At 30.3% G+C, this 19,621-nt stretch carries 22 protein-coding genes; 18 read left to right on the top strand and 4 right to left on the bottom strand.

The genetic code is table 11. From position 1 onward, the window contains the following. Positions 1-85: 85 nt before the first annotated feature. Complete coding sequence (locus PSF86_RS05220) at positions 86-1,030, bottom strand: FecR family protein (RefSeq protein ID WP_277899002.1); 945 nt, start codon at positions 1,028-1,030, stop codon at positions 86-88. A 160-nt stretch (positions 1,031-1,190) separates the two neighbouring features. Here PSF86_RS05220 and PSF86_RS05215 point away from each other — a divergent pair, with 160 nt between their 5' ends. Further along, positions 1,191-1,577 carry a hypothetical protein gene (locus tag PSF86_RS05215; RefSeq protein WP_277899001.1) on the top strand — a complete coding sequence of 129 codons (387 nt, stop codon included), beginning with the start codon at positions 1,191-1,193 and terminating at the stop codon, positions 1,575-1,577. Between the two features lie 64 nt (positions 1,578-1,641). On the opposite strand, the gene PSF86_RS05210 is transcribed toward PSF86_RS05215, so the two are convergent. The 3 genes from PSF86_RS05210 to PSF86_RS05200 all read right to left on the bottom strand — a co-directional run bounded on the left by PSF86_RS05210 (position 1,642) and on the right by PSF86_RS05200 (position 4,597). Then, positions 1,642-1,998, bottom strand: a complete 357-nt coding sequence (locus PSF86_RS05210; RefSeq protein WP_277899000.1) for a hypothetical protein — start codon at positions 1,996-1,998, stop codon at positions 1,642-1,644. A gap of 462 nt (positions 1,999-2,460) precedes the next feature. Continuing rightward, entirely contained in the window at positions 2,461-2,880 is a 420-nt protein-coding gene (locus PSF86_RS05205) for a hypothetical protein (RefSeq protein WP_277898999.1), read from the bottom strand. 64 nt (positions 2,881-2,944) lie between these two features. Beyond that, positions 2,945-4,597: a hypothetical protein gene (locus tag PSF86_RS05200; protein ID WP_277898998.1), complete on the bottom strand. Its 1,653-nt coding sequence runs from the start codon at positions 4,595-4,597 to the stop codon at positions 2,945-2,947. Between the two features lie 612 nt (positions 4,598-5,209). On the opposite strand from PSF86_RS05200, the gene PSF86_RS05195 reads away from it, so the two are divergent. The 17 genes from PSF86_RS05195 (at position 5,210) to PSF86_RS05115 (ending at position 19,532) form a co-directional block, all read left to right on the top strand. Beyond that, positions 5,210-5,641: a hypothetical protein gene (locus tag PSF86_RS05195; protein ID WP_277898997.1), complete on the top strand. Its 432-nt coding sequence runs from the start codon at positions 5,210-5,212 to the stop codon at positions 5,639-5,641. Further along, positions 5,638-6,039 (top strand): hypothetical protein, encoded by a 402-nt coding sequence (locus tag PSF86_RS05190; protein ID WP_277898996.1) that lies wholly within the window; start codon positions 5,638-5,640, stop codon positions 6,037-6,039. The genes PSF86_RS05195 and PSF86_RS05190 overlap by 4 nt, the downstream gene beginning before the upstream one ends. Positions 6,040-6,094: 55 nt before the next feature. Next, on the top strand, positions 6,095-6,877 hold the full coding sequence (locus tag PSF86_RS05185; RefSeq protein WP_277898995.1) for a methyltransferase: 783 nt from the start codon (positions 6,095-6,097) through the stop codon (positions 6,875-6,877). 246 nt (positions 6,878-7,123) lie between these two features. Then, entirely contained in the window at positions 7,124-7,735 is a 612-nt protein-coding gene (locus PSF86_RS05180; protein ID WP_277898994.1) for a hypothetical protein, read from the top strand. 362 nt (positions 7,736-8,097) lie between these two features. After that, positions 8,098-8,598 (top strand): hypothetical protein, encoded by a 501-nt coding sequence (locus tag PSF86_RS05175; protein ID WP_277898993.1) that lies wholly within the window; start codon positions 8,098-8,100, stop codon positions 8,596-8,598. 55 nt (positions 8,599-8,653) lie between these two features. After that, a complete protein-coding gene (locus tag PSF86_RS05170) occupies positions 8,654-9,727 on the top strand; it encodes a Clp protease ClpP (RefSeq protein ID WP_277898992.1) in 1,074 nt (357 codons plus the stop codon). Between the two features lie 39 nt (positions 9,728-9,766). After that, positions 9,767-10,681 carry a hypothetical protein gene (locus PSF86_RS05165; RefSeq protein WP_277898991.1) on the top strand — a complete coding sequence of 305 codons (915 nt, stop codon included), beginning with the start codon at positions 9,767-9,769 and terminating at the stop codon, positions 10,679-10,681. A gap of 77 nt (positions 10,682-10,758) precedes the next feature. Further along, on the top strand, positions 10,759-11,334 hold the full coding sequence (locus PSF86_RS05160; RefSeq protein ID WP_277898990.1) for a hypothetical protein: 576 nt from the start codon (positions 10,759-10,761) through the stop codon (positions 11,332-11,334). Between the two features lie 73 nt (positions 11,335-11,407). Next, positions 11,408-11,908, top strand: coding sequence for a hypothetical protein (locus PSF86_RS05155; protein ID WP_277898989.1), 501 nt, complete (start codon positions 11,408-11,410; stop codon positions 11,906-11,908). Between the two features lie 5 nt (positions 11,909-11,913). After that, positions 11,914-13,068: a hypothetical protein gene (locus PSF86_RS05150; protein ID WP_277898988.1), complete on the top strand. Its 1,155-nt coding sequence runs from the start codon at positions 11,914-11,916 to the stop codon at positions 13,066-13,068. Continuing rightward, positions 13,052-13,585 carry a DUF6712 family protein gene (locus PSF86_RS05145; protein WP_277898987.1) on the top strand — a complete coding sequence of 178 codons (534 nt, stop codon included), beginning with the start codon at positions 13,052-13,054 and terminating at the stop codon, positions 13,583-13,585. The genes PSF86_RS05150 and PSF86_RS05145 overlap by 17 nt, the downstream gene beginning before the upstream one ends. Before the next feature lie 25 nt (positions 13,586-13,610). Continuing rightward, positions 13,611-16,079 carry a pyocin knob domain-containing S74 family peptidase gene (locus tag PSF86_RS05140; RefSeq protein ID WP_277898986.1) on the top strand — a complete coding sequence of 823 codons (2,469 nt, stop codon included), beginning with the start codon at positions 13,611-13,613 and terminating at the stop codon, positions 16,077-16,079. Beyond that, on the top strand, positions 16,076-17,581 hold the full coding sequence (locus tag PSF86_RS05135; protein ID WP_277898985.1) for a tail fiber domain-containing protein: 1,506 nt from the start codon (positions 16,076-16,078) through the stop codon (positions 17,579-17,581). Before PSF86_RS05140 ends, PSF86_RS05135 begins: the two co-directional genes overlap by 4 nt. A 123-nt stretch (positions 17,582-17,704) precedes the next feature. Then, on the top strand, positions 17,705-18,640 hold the full coding sequence (locus PSF86_RS05130) for a BACON domain-containing protein (RefSeq protein ID WP_277898984.1): 936 nt from the start codon (positions 17,705-17,707) through the stop codon (positions 18,638-18,640). Positions 18,641-18,672: 32 nt separating this feature from the next. Then, positions 18,673-18,924, top strand: a complete 252-nt coding sequence (locus PSF86_RS05125) for a hypothetical protein (protein WP_277898983.1) — start codon at positions 18,673-18,675, stop codon at positions 18,922-18,924. A gap of 1 nt (position 18,925) precedes the next feature. Beyond that, a complete protein-coding gene (locus PSF86_RS05120; RefSeq protein WP_277898982.1) occupies positions 18,926-19,096 on the top strand; it encodes a hypothetical protein in 171 nt (56 codons plus the stop codon). Beyond that, complete coding sequence (locus PSF86_RS05115; protein ID WP_277898981.1) at positions 19,083-19,532, top strand: lysozyme; 450 nt, start codon at positions 19,083-19,085, stop codon at positions 19,530-19,532. The genes PSF86_RS05120 and PSF86_RS05115 overlap by 14 nt, the downstream gene beginning before the upstream one ends. Positions 19,533-19,621 lie beyond the last annotated feature (89 nt).

Here is a 19,621-nt window from a genome sequence, read left to right as displayed (position 1 = left end):
TTGCGGTTATTTTACAGAGGAAGTGTTGGCGCACTTCCTTTTTTTGGGCACAAACTTTAATGGCCCAATATTTTTTGCTTACATATTATTTTTCATCTATTGGCAGTGTTTTAAAGATTAGTATTTGGTTTTTAGTTGTTTTCTTGAACTTTAAATTGGCCGTGTTGGTAACAGCCAAAAGAATGGATGTAAGGCTTTGGCCTTTAAATGTTCCCGTTATCCTTACTTCATTAAGATCGGGCTCCTGTAATTTTATGGCAACCTTAAATTTATTTTCAAGGACTTTAATGATATCCAAAAGTCTGTCGTTGTTGAAACTTAAGTTATTGGTCATCCATAAAAGTGTGGTCTTTGGGTCGAATATTTGGGTTTGCACCACGCTGTCCGTTAAATTAAACTCAATCTGTTCCTTAGGTTTTAATACTTTTGAAGTCCCAAGCCCCCGAACATCCACAGAACCTTCTACCAAGGAAACAGAAACCCTATGGGCCGTCATGTCCACATTAAATTTTGTCCCCAAAACCGTCGTGGTAACATTGTTTGCAGCCACCGTAAAAGGACGGTTTTTATCTTTTGAAATTTTAAAGAACGCCTCGCCCCTTAAAGTTACCTCTCGTTTATTGGACTTAAATTTTTGCGGAAAACTAAGACTGCTGTTATGGTTGAGCGTTACGGTACTGCTATCGGTAAGCACAATGGTTTTTATTTCATTTTCTGAAGTGGCAACGGTAGTATACAAAACTTTTTGAGGGCCATAAAAGCTATACCATGCCGAAAAACCGACGCCCAAGGTTACCACTATAGATGCCGCTATTCTATACCAGTTTGCCTGTTTGGTAGTAATTTTACGCTTTATGCTTTTATAGATGTCTGATTGTACCTGCTTTTTATGCTGAACGGAATCAAAGATATCGGCCTTGTTTTCTTCGGTAAAATATCTGTTAAAATCTTCAACAATATTCTTTTCACCTTCAGAAGCGGTTCCGTTTATATATCTACTTAATATTTTTTTGAATGTTTTATCCTTCATACGGTATGTCTAGGTATTCAACTATATATACCGTATATCCATGCCTACACGTAGTGAGAAAACTAGAAAAAAGCCCTATTTAACCTTTTGTTTAAATAGCCAATGTAGTGGTAACATTTACTTAATAGAAGTTTAACAAAATTATTAAAATTATTAGAAAATGAAAAAAACATTATTATTACTTGTAATTACTATGCTATTTGTAGCATGTACAAAAGACGAAATGAACGATTTTTATTATTTGCCCGAAGGTAATGAGCCTGAAAAAGAGGTGGCAAACGTTGATAAGATTGTTGGAATATGGAAAGATGATACGGGGAATTTACAAATCTTCTCAAATCAATTTCAATACACCAAAGTGAAAGTTGATGAAGATTACCATTTTAAGGGTGGTACATGGGAAAAAATAGAGAAAGGTGTATACTTGGTACAATGGAAGGATGATGAAGGTTCACACATGCTAACAATTGAGGTTGAATTTTACGATAACGGAAATACGATGGACTATAGTTATGGCGGTGAAACTTATAAAGCTATAAGGGATTAGTTATTATTCATTTTAAAATGAATGTAAAGGGAGTAGGCTTTTTAAAGTTTGCTCCTTTTTTTTGTTAAAATTCAAACCTATCCCATTTACCATCCCTGCCTGCTGAAAAAGAATATTGGTTATAATCAAAGCATTTATATTTTAAAATCATCCTGTAAAATATGCTTTCAATTTCGTTTATTGTTTTATCCTTTATTTTTTTACCATTTACTATATATGTACCAGCTTTTAATTCAGCTATATTAGTTTTATTATACACCTTCAAATGTGAGCTACCATAATAACTATACCTTATATAATCGATTAACAAACGCTTGGTAATTGGATAATTTGAAATATCGGGAATTGGCATATTTGTATTTTTTCCAAAATTAAGGAATTTATCCAAATTAAAAATGGATATAATTAAGTTTATATCCATTCATTTTTACTTATTTTTGATTACTATATCATTACATAGTAGTAGGTATTAGTTTAGGGAAAGCACCGCTTATTTTTTGGCGGTGCTTTTATATTTATTAATTAAAGCTTGATATTGCTTAAGATGTTCAATATGTTCTTTTGTTAACATGCGCATTTTAAACCATTGTCTAATTATGGGAAGAAAAAAGATAATTACAATTGCAATGCAAATAATATATTCCATATTTTAATAATGTTTTATTATTCTCATATTAAATCTATTATTAAAATTATATAACTTCACCTTACCATCACAACTTAATTTTTTTAAATTATAATTTAATTTAAGTTCAGATATATTATTATTCCAACAATTTAATATTTCTAATTTAGAATTTAACTTTAATTCAGATATGTCCTTACACCAACAATAACATTTTGTTTTATCTTTTGGTATTATTACTTTATTATTTACCATATTTTAATAATGTTTTATTATTCTCATATTAAATCTATTATTAAAATTATATAACTTCACCTTACCATCACAACTTAATTCTTTTAATTTATCAGTTAATTTAAGTTCAGATATATTATTATTAGTACAATGTAATTCTTTTAATTTATCATTTAATTTAAGTTCAGTTATATTATTATCCCAACAAGATAATATTTTTAACTTATCATTTAAGATTAGTTCAGATATGTTATTAAATTGACAATGTAACCTTTTTAAATTATCATTTAATGTAAGTTCAGTTATATTCTTATATATGCAACTATAAGAACTATTATTAATTTCTATCAATTTTTTACCCAAATAATAACTTACCACTAACAACACAACAATAACTGTGGTTTCTTGTACTAACCATTGCCATGTATCTACAGTATTATTCATTTTGTTTATTTTTTAAAATTTATTGTTATCTCTTAATTATAAATATGTTGGTTATTGGTAAAAGTTAATTTATTTCCATTTTGTTTATTTGTTCTTCAACATATGCGTTATACTCGGGCGTAACTATATAATCGTTCATATCAAATCTTTCAATGCCATATTCGTCTTCATATGTTATGTCCGCCAATGCCCATATTTCGGGGTGCTGTTCAAAAAAATCCCAATCATCCTTATCATTATACCCCATTAATTTCATTAGTTTTTTATCAATTACAAATCCTTTCATGTTTTTTCTTATTTTATTTAAATCTAATCCTGTTATATCTTCTTCTATACTATATTTAACTTCATCCACATATGCTATTTCCATTTTATCTTGATGTAATGATGGAATGCAATTGTACAATTCTTCACATACCTCATATATGGCATCCATAACCACATCAACTTCACTTCTTCCAACAATAAATGAATCGTGTATGGTTAACGGAACGATGTTTTTTTTAAATAGCTTTGGTAAAATAATGTCCAAAATTGTATTGCTTTCCATTTTTTGCATTTGTATTGCTATTTGGTTATGTTCAACCTCCTTTTTTTCTTCTATATATTGGTTGATTGATGGAAAAATGGAATTAAAGAATTGTTTTAATTTTCTGTAACTGTTATTCTTGCTATATAATATTTTGAATAAGTTTTTTTTCATGTTTTCCCTATCCATTTCACCTATCCACTTATCGCACAAATATTCGTATAGCGTACCACCAGTCACAAGTTCACCAAATAGCTTTAATTCATCTTTATTTATTTTATTCTCTTCCCTTAAAAGCAATGTGTAGAAGAAAAATGGTTGGCTATTTTTTAAATCGACATTAACCAGTTCTTCTTTGTTGTTATTGTATTTTATAAATGGACGCAAATAACTAGCCAAGCTGGTTAAATTGGTATCAAGTCTGTTATTTGTTTTGTTTCGTTTGAAGTAAAAAAAACCATCAGCTATATTGCTTACCCTACTTTCATTTATCATTCTTTGTTGCAAAATGTAAATTAATCGATGTCCACCTTCAGCATTTATTATTTGATTCTTTAACATATTGCCAGTTAAAGAATAAGAATCACTTTCAACATTTATCATTTCCATTATATTGACATCACTTACATCCATTTTAAGCTGTTTTAAAAGCCCTTTTACATCTTCGAATGTCTTTTGTTCAATGGCTTTTAAAGCTGGCTCTAAATCAATGGTAAATGTTTTAAAATATCTGCTTTTGGCTAATTTTACCTTTGTTATGGCTTTGCTCCTACAGTTGACATATTTTTTTATATTTTCCTTTATTTTTTTGTTTATCTTATTGTCTTCAATTTTCCATTGAACGGTTTTAGACACCATCATTGGCGGTATACGGTAAGACATCGGATATACGTTATCATCGTAATTAGAATAGCTTCTATTAACTTCCAGCAAACCATTTTCTTCAAGGAATTTAATTGCTTTTCTCCTTCTATGTTCTGTAGTATATTTATCTAATTGCTTATGGCTAACAGGTGTATAACCATATACTGCGGAAAAATCTGTTTTAAAAAAATCTTGTGATTGTAATATTGCAGAATAGATGGTAATTAAATCATCTTTCTTATCGTAGTTTAAACCATCAATTTTCTTCTTGATGATGATTGGAAGGGTTAAGTTCCTTTTTCTTTCTATTTTTTTTGTAGACACTTACTTTCATCTCTTTAGGTATCTCGTTATATATCATTCATCTCTTTACCTTAGAGATGAACCTCCCAGTTAATTACTCTGGGAGGGTAGGTAGCCATTTACAAATGGCATTTAATTATAAATATGTAGTTTTTAACAAAAAGACAATTTATTTCAACTTTTTGTTAAAATATTTTTCATTTAACTCTAAACCAATATACTTACATTTTTTCAATATAACAAGATTTCGATATATTATTTTTTTTCTATTTAAATTAAATTAAAAAATATACCCTATTTTAATTTTGTGCAATTTTTTCATTCTTTGGTAAGTACTGTTTTTATTATATCTAAGAAAGATTTGATTGTTATTTTTAGAACATATGACAACAGCCCTTAAGATATATTATATATAACTATATATTATATATATAATTATTATTAACTATATATATATAATCAAATAGCCACAGTCATATGTTCTAAAAATGAGTTATGAAACTTTGGTATATATTGATTTTATTATAGCTAAGAGAGATTTAAAAAATTGCACAAAATAATTTAAATAGAAAAAAATAGCATAACTATTCAACTTTGACTATTTGCAACATATTTATTAATAAAGAACAAAATATGAGAATAGTTGGGATGATTAAAATTGACAATATTGAGTTAGATAACTTTAATAAAATAAATGTCGAATACGAATTAAACGAAAAGAAAAATCTAATTGAAATTGATATTAATGGTAATGTGGTTTTCAATTATTTGACAAACGTATTTTTCAATGAAATTGAAAATGAAATAAAGAAAGATTTCAATTCATTTTTTAAAATGAAATATAAGGAAAATGATTATGGTTTAACAATCACTATAAAGCCATTTAAAAGCTGTTTATTAAACGTTCTACATGTTGGCGAGATAAAGATGTATATGGTTATACATAATGCGTCACAAATAACCAAAAACGATATGGATGAATTAAGGTTAAATGTTGAATGGATTGCAAACAATTTATTGCAAGGACATATTATAACCGATAAAAAAATGATAAAAAAAGTATGAAAGAATTATTGGCAAAATACCACAGCGAGACATATACAATTGAGTTCCAACACAACACCAATTACATAAAAACAATTGGACATATAAAAGATAATTTCGTTACAAAAATAAAGCTGGATGATTATACCAACTTTTATTATAATTACAAATGTAACCGATTAAATAAATTAGAAAATATACTTAAAAGTTATGATTACAATACGATGGTTAGCAAGGAATTTTATTTTGGTAATAACTATTGGTATTATGTTGTGGTTGATAAATTAAATGATGGTGAGGTGCTTGTATACGAGGATATGTATTATAATTATTACAAGAAAGGTTGTTATGGGATGGAAAAAAACCCTTTCCAACATTTGATAAAAGACTACATGGAGGTTAATTTAAATGAACTTTGACAATTTCCAACATATTTATAATTAATAGATAACGATAAAATTAAAGAAATATGGATTGGCAAAGCTTACAAAAGATGAATATAAAAGGCATGAAAAAGCATGTGAAATATTAAAAAAAAATAAATTAACTTTTGATGAAAAAATATTTGTCATGGAAAACTGGCATGAGGGAGCTGACAACCTTAACAGCAAAGCAGGGGCTTTTTTTACACCAGTTGGACTAGCACAAGATTTTTCATTGGAAATAATTGAAAACGAAAAAATAATTGATTTATGCGCTGGCATTGGCATGCTGGCGTTTTTTGCTTATCACTATCGTAAATGTGATGTTATGTGTGTTGAACTCAACCCAAAATATATTGAGGTTGGTAAAAAATTACTACCTGAAGCAAAATGGATAAACGCAAGTATTTTTAATTTTAAAGAATTCGGGCACTTTGAACAAGTGATAAGCAACCCCCCATTTGGTAAAATAAAGACTGGCATTGATGCTGAAATTAAAAATGAATTGAAATATAAGGGTTCGGAATTCGAGTTGATTACAATGGAAATAGGTAGCAAAATAGCTGATTATGGTACGTTCTTAGTACCACAGGGTAGTACACCGTTCAAGTATAGTGGCAATCAGGATGGTTTTATTGATTTAAGGCAAAATAACAAAGGTTACAACCCTTACGGACAACAGCCTATGCAAAAGGTGAAAAAATTCCTGAAAGAAACTAATTTCAATCCAATTTTCAACGTTGGGATAGACACCAGCATATATAAGGATAATTGGAAGGGAGTTAACCCTATATGTGAGGTTATTAATTTTGATTGGAAGGGAAAATATTGGTAATAATGAAATTTAGAAAGAATCTAAATAACCAATTTTTGACTTAAATTCAACGACATAAAACATTGTTAATCAAATATTTAAAATTTAAACTAAATTAAATTAAAATATTTTAACAAAACATTAACAAAAACTATTTGGTTATTAAATAAATGTTTTTGGTGATTGAAATTTTTCCGTTAATATTGCATCAGATTAAGGTTAACAATCGCCACCTATTTTAAAGGGGATTAAAAAAATTAATAATAAATGTTAATAGAAGAAATAGAAGAATTTCAAAGAGAATTAGCCGAAAATAATTTACCATTCATTAACGAAGGACAATTATTAATAGATAGGTTAATACCTAATAACCCAATACTAAGGGAAATGGAAAGGCGTGGGATAGACAATGAAATAACCGATACCAGACATAATGCCCTAGCATCTATATTATCTAATAGAGGTTTATATAATAATGCAATCCAAAGGGTTAATAATGGAGAAATTTCCGATAGTGATGTTATTATAAGTATATATAGGCAAATAATTGGAAGGATTATCAGATTTAGGGGAGTAAATTTAAGTGAAATAAATATTTTAGATACTGCCGAACAGATATATAATTATTACGCTGATTTGGATAGCGATATAAATCAATTAATCGATTATCACTATAGAAATGTGGAGGTTGGATATAATAGTGATATGAGCGAAATATATATAGGGCGAAATTTACAATATCCAGAATTTACATTGTATGTTGAAGATGGTATTGCAACTTTTTACGGGGCTGATAGCTTTGATGGTTTTGACTTTCTTTCAATTTATAGAACTAGACTAACTAATTTACTAAAGACTAATAATATAACATGGAATTAATAATAAAAAACGGTAGAAGATACCATGAATGTTCTGAAGAAAATATATCTGAACTTATTTTAAATGATGACTTATTACACTTGGATTGTTTATATAATAGTATAAACAATCTTAAATTAACTGATAAATTAAAAACATTAGGATGCGATGGCAATGTTAAGTTATTTAATTTCAATAATAGATTTGACATGGAAATATTAAAATTTTACTAACAATATGTGAGTAATGATTAAAACAATTAAACTTATTTAACTAATGGTTGGCACAAGATGTTAACCATTTTTTTTTGCAATAAATCCAACTTTTAAAAAAAAAGCACATATTTATTATAAACGTATAATAACAAATTAATATAAAATGAAGTGCAAAATTTTGAGAAGGATTTGCAATTTGGCGAACAATTTGAACAGCTAATTTTACAAAAAATCCAAAAAAAATATCCGAAAGCATATAAAGTAGAGGGTTACCACAAGGAATATGATTTATATGTGAACGAAAAAATAACAATTGAAATTAAGGTTGACAATCAAACCATTAAAACGAATAACATTTTGGTTGAAAGCCAATGCAACGGCAAGAAAAGCGGAATAACAACAACAAAGGCATCGCATTGGTGTTTTATCACCCATCAAAATGTAATTTGGGTTACCACAAAAAAATTAAAGGAATTATTAAAAAAAAATAGTGAAAGCTACTATTGCATACAAGGCGACTGGCAAGCCAAAAGAGGTTATTTTATTCCATATGATGAACTACTAACAATTGCCCATCACTACCCTACCCCAGCCAATTACACTTCACTCATGCCCCCCATTATAACACAAGAACAAAAAAATAAGAGAATAAAAGAGTTATTGAATTGACATAAAATTGTCAAAATTTAAACAATTCGCCCAACCCCATACATAATAACAATGTATGGAGCAAGCAACTATTTATATAAATGGTGTAATAGGTGAAGATGTTACACTTTTAGACGTTATAAGGCAAATTAATGGTTATGCATCATTTAATCTTTTAAATGTGCATATTAATAGTATTGGTGGTGATTATAACGAAGGTTTCGCCATTTATGATTACCTAATTGGCTTAAAATCAAAATATAAGGTAAACACACGTGCTACGGGCGATGTAATGAGCATTGCAACAGTTATATATATGGCTGGTGATGAGCGTTATGCGGAAAATAGCAGTAGAAAAAACTTCATGCTTCACCTTCCATGGGCAGAAGCAAAAGGAACAGCCGAAGACTTTAAAAACTATTCAACAGAACTAGAAAAAGCGGAAAATGAATTGAATTCGTTCTACGTGGAAAATTTAAAAAATGTTGATGAAAAAACGGTAACAAATTTAACCAAAACTGATTTGTATTTGAATGCTGACGAAGCATTTGATTTAGGGTTGGTAACCAATCTTGAGATACCATTTAAAGCGGTTGCAAAGCTAACTACACAAACAAATAACGAAGAAGAAAATAAGACAAATTTTATGTCAAAATTCGAAGAAAAAGTAAACGCAATTTTCAACAAATTATTTCCGAAAGCTTTAAAAGAAGTGCAAGATGGTACTGGTGTAACCATTGTGTTTGAAGATGTTGAAGCTGGTGAAGAAGTTGAAAAGGGTGATAAAGCAACCATTGATGGAGCACCAGCAAATGGGAAATATGTAATGCCTGATGGTACTACATATGTATTTGTCGATGGTGTATTAAATTCAATTGAAGTAGCGGAAGCGGAAGAAACAACTGAAGAAGAAGAAGTTGTTGCAGAAGCTGAAGAAATTTTATCAATGGAAGAATTTGAAAAAATTCTTGAAATGTTGAACAAAAATGTTGAATCAATTTTGGCTTTAACGCAAGCCAACGAGAATTTAAAATTAGAAATCAAAAACCTTAAAAAAAGCGTGGGTAGTGATTTCGAACTTGATGATGAAGTTGAAGAAAAAAAAGTAAAAACAACTTTAACAAGGGCTGCTCAAATAATGAGAAGCTAAACAAATAACGAAAAAGAAAAAAAGAATGATTAACGAAAAATGGCATACGATGTAAGTAATTTGACTAGCTATGTGGAAGAACAAAATTTTCCATTATTAAGGAAATCAATTTTTGGTGGAAGAACATCTGAATTGGTTAAAATACAAAGCGGTGTAAAAGGAAAAAGTGCGATTAATATATGGGAGACTGATGTAATTTACCAAGATGATGACTGTTCAAGAACGGCTTCAGGTAGTACAGTTTTTAGCCAAAGAGAAATTGAGGTTTCACCTATCGCAATCCACCAAGATTTATGCCCAAAAAAATTAAATGGGTACTACTTGCAAACACAACTAAAAGCTGGTAGTAAGGATGATGAAATAGTATTTGAAGCAGAATATACCGATGAAGTATCAGCAAAAATTGCAAAACAAAATGAAATTAATTTTTGGCAAGGTGATAAAACTTCAAATGACAATAATTTATCAAAATTCAACGGTTTTTTAAAGCAATTGAATGGAACTGATTATGTAACTGGTAATACTGAAGCAATTACAGCAATTACGAAAGAAAATATATATGGAATTGTGGAAGATATTGATGAACAAATTCCTGCCGATGTTGCTGATGCGGATGACTTAGTAATCTTCATGGGAGTTGATTCCTTCAAAAAATACAGAAGCGCATTAAAAGAAAAAAATCTATATCACTATTCAGCAGATAATTCAAAATTTGAAATTGAAGTTGCTGGAACTGAACAAAAAATAGTTGCCGTGAATGGATTGAATAATACTGGTGCAATCGTTGCTGGTAGAGCGTCAAACTTTGTTATTGGAACTGACTTGGAAGGTGAAGAAGATAATTTTGAATTATGGTATAGCAAAGATGCTAGAGTGGTTAAAATGACTGTTGCATTCAAATTAGGTACTCAAATCGCATTCCCTGAACAAGTAGTTTATTTTAAAACTGCCTAATAATTATTATTAAAACTGGGGTGTGGTAACAGCACCCCTTTTATAAGACATAACGATAAAAAAAATATAATAAATAAATGAGTTGCTTAAATAAGTTAACGTCAAACATCACATACGATTGTACAACTGGAACTAGGGCAAAAGGTGGTTTAGAAGGAAAAGCGGTTATTATAAATAAAGCCGATATAGACTTGCAAGCTTTAACCCAAAGTGGTAGTACGGTAACAAATTTATCGTTAAATGCTGGTGAGAGCGGTTATGACATCAGTTGGGTTAAACAACTGGGTTCTGCTTCATCTACATTCGCTGTTAACGATGGTTTGGATAGCTTCACACATGCATTTTTATGCAGGGTTTTTGGTTCTTCTGCTGAAGATGCGGAAAGGATAAAAGAGTTAAGTGAAGGTGAATTTGTTGTTGTTGTTGAGACAAAATATAAAGGTGAAGACAATGCCGATGCTTTTAAGGTGTATGGGCTGGAAAATGGTTTAAAAATGAGCGAAGCAACAATGAATTCGACAGAGAATGACAATAGTATGTTATTTACATTGTCATCATTGGAAGGCTTCGGTGAACAGTACCCATATTTGGTATTCTTAGAAACCGATTACAGTACAAGTAAAGCTAAATTTGATGATAAATTTTCATCTTAATTAAATTAAACAAATACAATAAAATAGAACATAATAAAGGTGTAACATAATAAAAGATGTTACGCCTTTTTTTATGACATATACATTAGATGAGTTAAAGAAAATAGTAAGTGATGGACTGGATGAAGTGCACAATAACATAAGCAATAAGGAGAAAGTTGTAAAATATTACAAGTACTTATACAAGTCACAAGGCTGTAAATGCAAAATACCAAATGTTGATATTAATAATATGTTCAACAAGTTAAAAGATGATGGTATAAAGAAGTTGGAAGAAATTGAAAATAGGAAATTCCATTTACGAGATAATGTAATTCCAATTAGGGTTAAAGGGGTTAATATAGACAATGTAAATTTAACGGATGAACTGGCGATGAAATTACTAAAAGAAAATGAAAACAGAATAAGTCTATTTAAGATTAAACCTGAAAATTGGCAAGAAGTGGTGGCAGAATTCTTCTACAGAACGCCTAAAAGAAAAATGAAAAGAAGAAAGCCAAGAAAGAAAAATACAACAGCAAAAAAAGATACATCAATTAAAAATGATGAAAATAACGAAAAGAAAAATGATTAATGTAAGTGGCAAAATTCATCAAATTAAATGAGGTTGACAATCGATTAAATGTAAAATATGACAAGCGGAATGAGGTAATGAACTGGGGTGCTGACAATGCATACCCTTCACTTATTAAAGCTTTAATCAATACATCTGTAACCAGCACACAATGTTTATCAATCAACGCCAAATATGTATATGGCAAAGGCTTTAATTTGCCCAATGCCAACAGATTAATTGTTAATAAACAAGGGCAAACAATCAATAACGTATTACGTATAGCATCAAAAGATTTTGAAGAAATTAATAATCTTTTTTTGCACGTTAATTGGAACGCAAATTATGAAATTACTTCAGTAAAGGTAATACCATCAACATGGGTAAGAATAGGCAAAAAAGATAGTGAAGATTATAATGGAAAATATGTAGTTTACAACAACTGGGACAAGTCAAAAAGTAAATTAATCCAAAAAAAAGAGTTTAATGTTATAGATAGATTTAACCCAAATAAAAAAATAATAGAAGCACAAGTTAATGCTGTAGGTGGTTGGACTAACTATAAAGGACAATTATTACACATTAATAAAGATTTTACCGATACTTATTCAATTAGCAATTTGGATAGCGTAATACTAGATGCGGATGCGGAATATCAATCATCAATTTTTACCAATAATGGATTTAAAAAAGGTTTTTTCAACAACAAAATTTTGGTTGTAAAACCATTTGCTGATGATAATGAGCGATATGCATTTAAAAGCACAATAGAAGCAATGCAAGGTGGGGATAACACTTCATCTATATTACTATTGGAAGCAGAAAACCCATCTGAAGATTTGAAGGAACAATTTTTAATGGAAAACATTGATAACAATGTTGATGACAAAATTTTTGAATATTCCGATAAAAAAATTGCCGATAATATTCGAAAAGCATTTGGCGTTCCATCCATTTTGATTGATAATTCTGATAATTCAATTTTTGGGCAAAGTGGGGAATTACTTAAAACTGCCATGCATCAACATTGGATGAACAAAGAAGAAGAACGAAATATAATAGAAGAAACTTTTCAATTAATATTTTCTTATTGGCACGAAAAAATTAATGTTAACGATTTGATTATAAAGGAAATAATAACGAGCAATAAAATAGATAATGTAGGTGAATCGATTAATTAATGCAGACGACATAAAGCAATACAAGGACATTGGAAAAAAGGTAGATGAAGAAAAAATAAACCAAATTATTGATTTGGCGCAAGATGTTGATTTAAGGGGGCTATTGAACAATGACTTTTATTTTGAGGTTATTAACCATAAGGATGAAGCAAATTATCAAGATGCGCTTACTGGTAGTACATTTGGTTTAAACGGTGCATTATATAGCCATTTTGGAATAAAAGCGATTTTGGTTGATTTTTTTTATGCTCGTTATGTAATGCAAGTTAATGTTAATATTACCCCATTTGGTAGTACAACCAAATTAAGTGATGATAGTGAGGCAACGCCAATAAGCGTGTTGAAAGATATTGCCAAAACAAACGAACAACAGGCAATGGCAAAGTGGCAACTGACAAAGATGTATTTGGATGCCAACAAAAATTTATTTCAATTTTGGAATACCCATACTAGTACAAATGATAGTTCATCAAATAGGTTATCATTTTCTTTAATTGGTGGCAGAAAAAAATATTAATAATTAAAAGGTTAAAAAAAATGGTGTGAGTAAACTAATTGTAAACGATATTAATGATAGATTTTTTGAACTAAATGGTATTCAATACCCAAAAATTTTTATAACTGAAAAAATTGGGGATATATATATTAAGTTGATTAACAAATACGACAGAAATTTTTTCATTAGTCAACCCCACAAATTAACTGATTATATAGTTGAAGGTGAAATCTATAGTGATTTAAGCAATTTCCAAACAGCTATCTACCCTATTATTTTTAACCCGAACATCAATTTGAAGGATGAAGATGTAATACGATGGAATACAGGGTATAATGATGATATAGTAAATGCTTCGGTTACAGGAACAAACAATAAAACTTTAACTTTAACGCAAAGGGATGGTAGCACAATAGTTGCAACATGGACTGATATTGATTCACCACCTGATGGCGATGAATATATTAATGCGCTAATATTTAATCCGAATAATGGTGTTATAAGTGCTGGAAGAACGGGTGGATTACCTGATGTAACAACCTCTTTGGATGGCAGATATTCTTTGCTAGGGCATACACACACAACTTCAGATATAACCAATTTAACACTTTCAACATTAGGTGGTGTACCATCATCAAGAACAATTACAGCAGGAACAGGACTTACAGGTGGTGGAAATTTAACAGGTGATAGGATTATATCAGTAGACAATGATGTATCACCATTAACAGCTACTAGGATACCAGCAAGTCAAGATTTAAATACATATCAAAACCCTGGTTTTTGGTATCAGTCTGCAAATGCAGATGTAGGTAGTAATTATCCATCGTCTTATGCTGGTAGTTTTGTAGTACAAAAATCAGCAGGTGTCACACAGCAATATTACCAATATAATAATGATGGTTCAGGTGGTTCTCCCGAAATGTATATTAGAAGTTTTTATTCTGGTAATTGGAGTAGTTGGGGTAAAGTATGGCATTCGGAAAATGATGGTTCAGGAAGTGGCTTGGATGCTGATACTGTAGATGGATTACATGCTAATTCTGGCTATGCAACAAATGCTAGGATACCTGCAACAGATTCTAATGGTTATTTTTCTGCTTATTTACTAAGACAATCTTATGCAAGTAACAATACAAGTGTAGGACATATAATGACACAAGTAGAGACTGGTACAGGTAATAATTATATACGTCCCACTACTCCTGCTTCGTTTAGAGCTGCTGTAACAGATAATAATTATATATTAAAAAATAATAGAACAGATGGAGGTTATGCTTGGATTAGGAGAAGTACAGCAACAGGAGCGGCTCCTCTTTATGTAACTCAACAAAGTAGTGGAGAAATAATCAGATTTTATCAAGGTTCAGGAGATGGTTCATTAAGAGCATCTATAGGTAATGACGGAAGTTTTCATACATTAGGAAGTGGTATACAAATAGGGCAAAGTTCAAACCCATGGTTAACATTACATTCATTATCATCAGGAAGTGATGGGGTGGACCAAGGCGGAGGTATTTCTATTGGGGAATCTGGAAAAAAAGGTAGCGCAGCAGTACATTTAACATATACTGGTAATGGTAGAGGGCATTTAGGTATGGGTGCAGTAGATAGTACTGGTATACCTGAATATGAAGTATTAGAAATGCATTATCAATCTAATAGTGGAACATTTAAAGGTAATTTAATAGCTAATGGTAATATTTATTCTAATGGTTCTAATTATTATGGTGATGGTAAAAATATACTTCAATTTTCAGATAGTTGGTTAAGATTAAATCCTAGTGGTAATTTCACTACAGGAATATATTGTGGTAATTCATTATTAAGAACAGATGGTTCATTGCAAGTTGGAAATTCACCTGTTAATTTTACTGCTAGTTCATCAGGTATTAATCTAAATAGTACAGTCACATTTAACGCAGCATTTAATGGTAAAATTAACGTGTCCTCAACCAATTTAAGGAGTTCTGGTATGTACGGAATATATGATTCAAATAGAATTGGACATATATGGAGTATGGGTACATCTTTTAGCATTCCAGATGATGGTTCTGATTTTGGTAATTTATATGGTTTAGCATATAAACATACTAATAATCCGACTGGTGGTAGTATGGCTGGTGGACATCAAATGGTGTGGGTATCAAATGGCGTACCCAAAAGTGCTATTGGTACTAATATATGGACGGCTGGTAACGTTTATGCAAGCCACTTTTTCGAAACATCAGATAAAAGTTTAAAACACAAAATCACCCCACTTAAAGAGGGAATTAAAACAATAAAAAAAATAAATACCTATAACTATAAATGGAAATCAGATGATACCGATGATATAGGTGTAATTGCACAAGAAATTGAAAAAGAATTACCACAATTAGTTAATACAAATGAGGAAGGTATTAAATCTGTTAACTATACCAAGTTAATACCCATATTAATCAATGCTATCAAAGAACAACAGCAACAAATTGACGGTTTGAATAACGAAATAAAAGAAATTAAAAATAGATGATTTTAATTGATTCCAACGATAATGCCACCTTTAAGTTAAATGGTAAAGCATACCCCCGTGTATTTGTACCTATTATATTAGGTGAAAATACTATTGCAATATATAATGTATTTGATGTTAAGCAACAATTATTGGCTAGTACCACATATAATACTATTGCTGTTAATGGTACTACATATGGGAATATAAATACATTGGTGGAAGCAATTACATTATTAACTTACAATGTTGGTGGTTCTGAAGGGTTGATTGATATTAGTGCTGGGGCAAATATAGCAATAGATAAGAGTAATCCGCAAAATCCTGTTATATCATCTAGTGGTGGTGGCGGTGAGGGAACTGTAACCGATTTGGGTTACAATCCATCATCTACAAATGGCGTAATAACAAATAGCCACGGTGATAATGCAACAATACCATTGGCAAATGGTACATATGCTGGCTTATTATCACCATCGCAACGTAACATAATAACTAATTTAAGTTCAAATTATCTTGGTATAAATGCAAAGGCTTCAGATTCAAACTTATTAGATGGCTTAAATTCAACTGATTTCTTGCGTTCAAATGGAAAGGCATCAGATTCAAATTTATTGGATGGTTTGGATTCATCAACTTTTATGCGAGCACAAAACACAAATGGTTATTATGGATTGGTAAACCCAGCCAATAGTAATAGCGCATGGATAAGAACAACACAAAGCGGTTTGTTACCATATGCGTCAGGTGGCAATTCATCATCATTAGGAACATCAAGTTGGAATTTTAAAACAATATATGGTGGTACTATATACGAAAATAATACATCATTATCTTCAAAATATTTGGGTATAACTGCAAAGGCTGTTGATAGTGATAAACTAGATGGTTTAAATTCAACTGATTTTTTACGTTCAAATGCAAAGGCTTCAGATTCAAATTTATTGGATGGTTTGGATTCATCGGCTTTTGTGCGTTCAAATGCAAATGATACAAAAAGTGGCTATTTGATAATGAATGATAACAGCCATTTAAGGCTTGGTAGCGGTAGCGATTTCAGAATGTATTTTAATGGTACTAACACATACTTTGATATGTATGCTGGTAATCTATATTTTAGGCAAAACAGCACCACTAGAATAACATTTGAACGTAGTAATGGTAATATAACCACTACTGGTACAATGTATGCAACCAATTTTTTTGAAACATCTGATGAAAGGTTTAAAACCAATATTCAACCATTATCAAAAGGTTTAAAATCAATTTTAAATGTTGACACATACACATATAACTGGAAACATAATGATAATGGTGATATAGGTGTAATTGCACAAGAAATTGAAAAAGAAATACCTGAAATAGTTAATACAAATGAGGAAGGGTTTAAATCTGTTTCATATACGAAGTTAACCCCTATTTTAATCAACGCCATTAAAGATTTAAATAAAATAGTTGATGAGCAGAATGAGAAAATAAAGGACTTAACAGAACGAATAAATATCATTGAAAATAGAATATAAATGGCTAGACAAACGAATGCGATAGTAACTTATGAAGATTTAAAATGGATGGAAGATAACAATTTGTTATATGCTGACATTCCAACGGTTGCGAGTAAAATGTGTGTTACTAAACAATCACTTATGCTACGTTATGATGGTTTGGTTATGTCACTAATAAACGGATATAGTAATAGCCAATTAGTACCATATCAACGAGTTAAACAAGCTGCACGATTTGAAGAAGAAATTGTAAACCATTTAACTTATAATGGTGGTTCATTTAATTTAACCGTGTTTAATGGACAAGGTTATTCATGGGCAATTACCGTAAAATATATTAGATATTATCCGCTAGCTAATGTGTGGGATGAAGATACAAGTGCTAATTGGTTATCGATAACCCCAACAACTGGTAGTGGAACAGGGGTTAATATAACTTGCAATTATGGTTACAACGATACCATTTATGAAAGAAGAATGGAAATAACCATAACAAGTAATGGAACATCTTTTACCACATATGCCTATCAAGATGAAAACCCAGGGGTTGACACAACACCAATGGATGTAAGTATTGGTAGTAATGCTGAAAATGCATGTGTTGCTTTTATTAATGAAGCTGGAAGATTACATTATTATATAAAAGATGGTTATACATGGACTGGTGCTGATAAATTATATGTAAATGTTGAAGGAACTACATTGGCAGATACTGGTTGGTACTCAAATGGTGCATGGGCGAGGTATTGGAACAAAAGCAATCAAACATTCAACGGGTTAACTCAATGTGAAGAAGATAATTCTGAAGGTGGAGGTGGTACACCAACGCCCGATAATAAAACAATATTATTGGTTCAGGACAACCCAGCAACATCGGCATGTCAAACATGGAACAATACTGGTGCAAGGCAAACATTTTATATCCCCGATGATAAGAACTGGACAAGTACTGGTGTGTTATATGCAAATGAAGATGGTTCAACATTGGCTAATACTGGTTGGTACAGTAATGGAACAAGTGCAAGGCTATGGATAAAGGAAAGTAGTAGTTTTATCGATAGTGCATCTTGCGCATAAATAATAAATGAAAAAAGAATATAAATTAAAAAATGAATAATACCGTAGATATATGGCAATGGTTAGTGCAACAAGCCCCAGTTGTTGTTGTGATGGGAGTGGCAATTTATTATTTGGCAAAAAAATTAACAAAAGCTGAAGATGATAAAGATACGCTGGCTAAGGATGTAATTAGATTAACTGCCATATGGGAAGAAAGATTAAACGATTCAAAAGAAGCTGACAAAGAAATATTAAATGTATTGCTTCAAATCAAAGAAATCGTTCAAAAAAATAATAGATAAAATGAAAAAGTTTTTGATGAAATTAAATACAATATTGAAAAAAAATTATTGCAATAAAAACTATTGCGATGCCCAATTAAAATTAAATGAAATTAAAAATAAATTGGAAATAAAATACAATATGAAATATAACGAGCTTGTTAATGTGGAACTTATAAATGAGGATAAATAATGATGGGGTTAATTTTATTTTAAGGTATGAGGGTTATAGTAGTACCCCCTATTTATGCCCAGCAGGAGTGCCAACAATTGGTTATGGAAATACTTATTATCCTGACGGCAGAAAAGTTACAATGAAAGACAAAAGAATAAATAAATTTAAGGCAAAAGACATGTTTTTTGTGGTTGTGAAGAAATATGAAGATGCGGTTAATAATAAGGTAACCACTACCCTAACCCAAAACCAATTTAATGCATTGGTAAGCTTTTGTTACAATGTTGGCATACATGCATTTTCATTATCAACATTGTTAAAAAAAGTCAATAAAGATTGTTATGATATTACCATAATAGATGAATTCTTAAGATGGAACAAAGCAAAAGGGAAAGTTATTGAAGGATTAAAAAACAGGAGAAAAGAAGAAGCAGCATTTTACTTTACACCATAAATTAAATTACTCATACATATAACCGTTATACAATGCCCCATAAAGGGCATTTTTTTATTTCCATACTTAACATTTTAACCCATATAGCG

This window comes from Galbibacter pacificus (genome assembly GCF_029603165.1).
GTDB classification, from domain to species: domain Bacteria; phylum Bacteroidota; class Bacteroidia; order Flavobacteriales; family Flavobacteriaceae; genus Galbibacter; species Galbibacter pacificus.
This window is presented reverse-complemented; position numbering and strand designations above follow the sequence as displayed.

What these genes read in the sequence shown, in the direction of transcription:
- PSF86_RS05220 (WP_277899002.1), bottom strand. Translation starts at nt 1,030, where the DNA reads ATGAAGGATAAAACATTCAAAAAAATATTAAGTAGATATATAAACGGA.
- PSF86_RS05215 (WP_277899001.1), top strand. Translation starts at nt 1,191, where the DNA reads ATGAAAAAAACATTATTATTACTTGTAATTACTATGCTATTTGTAGCA.
- PSF86_RS05210 (WP_277899000.1), bottom strand. Translation starts at nt 1,998, where the DNA reads ATGGATATAAACTTAATTATATCCATTTTTAATTTGGATAAATTCCTT.
- PSF86_RS05205 (WP_277898999.1), bottom strand. Translation starts at nt 2,880, where the DNA reads ATGAATAATACTGTAGATACATGGCAATGGTTAGTACAAGAAACCACA.
- PSF86_RS05195 (WP_277898997.1), top strand. Translation starts at nt 5,210, where the DNA reads ATGAGAATAGTTGGGATGATTAAAATTGACAATATTGAGTTAGATAAC.
- PSF86_RS05190 (WP_277898996.1), top strand. Translation starts at nt 5,638, where the DNA reads ATGAAAGAATTATTGGCAAAATACCACAGCGAGACATATACAATTGAG.
- PSF86_RS05180 (WP_277898994.1), top strand. Translation starts at nt 7,124, where the DNA reads ATGTTAATAGAAGAAATAGAAGAATTTCAAAGAGAATTAGCCGAAAAT.
- PSF86_RS05170 (WP_277898992.1), top strand. Translation starts at nt 8,654, where the DNA reads ATGGAGCAAGCAACTATTTATATAAATGGTGTAATAGGTGAAGATGTT.
- PSF86_RS05165 (WP_277898991.1), top strand. Translation starts at nt 9,767, where the DNA reads ATGGCATACGATGTAAGTAATTTGACTAGCTATGTGGAAGAACAAAAT.
- PSF86_RS05160 (WP_277898990.1), top strand. Translation starts at nt 10,759, where the DNA reads ATGAGTTGCTTAAATAAGTTAACGTCAAACATCACATACGATTGTACA.
- PSF86_RS05155 (WP_277898989.1), top strand. Translation starts at nt 11,408, where the DNA reads ATGACATATACATTAGATGAGTTAAAGAAAATAGTAAGTGATGGACTG.
- PSF86_RS05135 (WP_277898985.1), top strand. Translation starts at nt 16,076, where the DNA reads ATGATTTTAATTGATTCCAACGATAATGCCACCTTTAAGTTAAATGGT.
- PSF86_RS05130 (WP_277898984.1), top strand. Translation starts at nt 17,705, where the DNA reads ATGCTACGTTATGATGGTTTGGTTATGTCACTAATAAACGGATATAGT.
- PSF86_RS05125 (WP_277898983.1), top strand. Translation starts at nt 18,673, where the DNA reads ATGAATAATACCGTAGATATATGGCAATGGTTAGTGCAACAAGCCCCA.
- PSF86_RS05120 (WP_277898982.1), top strand. Translation starts at nt 18,926, where the DNA reads ATGAAAAAGTTTTTGATGAAATTAAATACAATATTGAAAAAAAATTAT.
- PSF86_RS05115 (WP_277898981.1), top strand. Translation starts at nt 19,083, where the DNA reads ATGAGGATAAATAATGATGGGGTTAATTTTATTTTAAGGTATGAGGGT.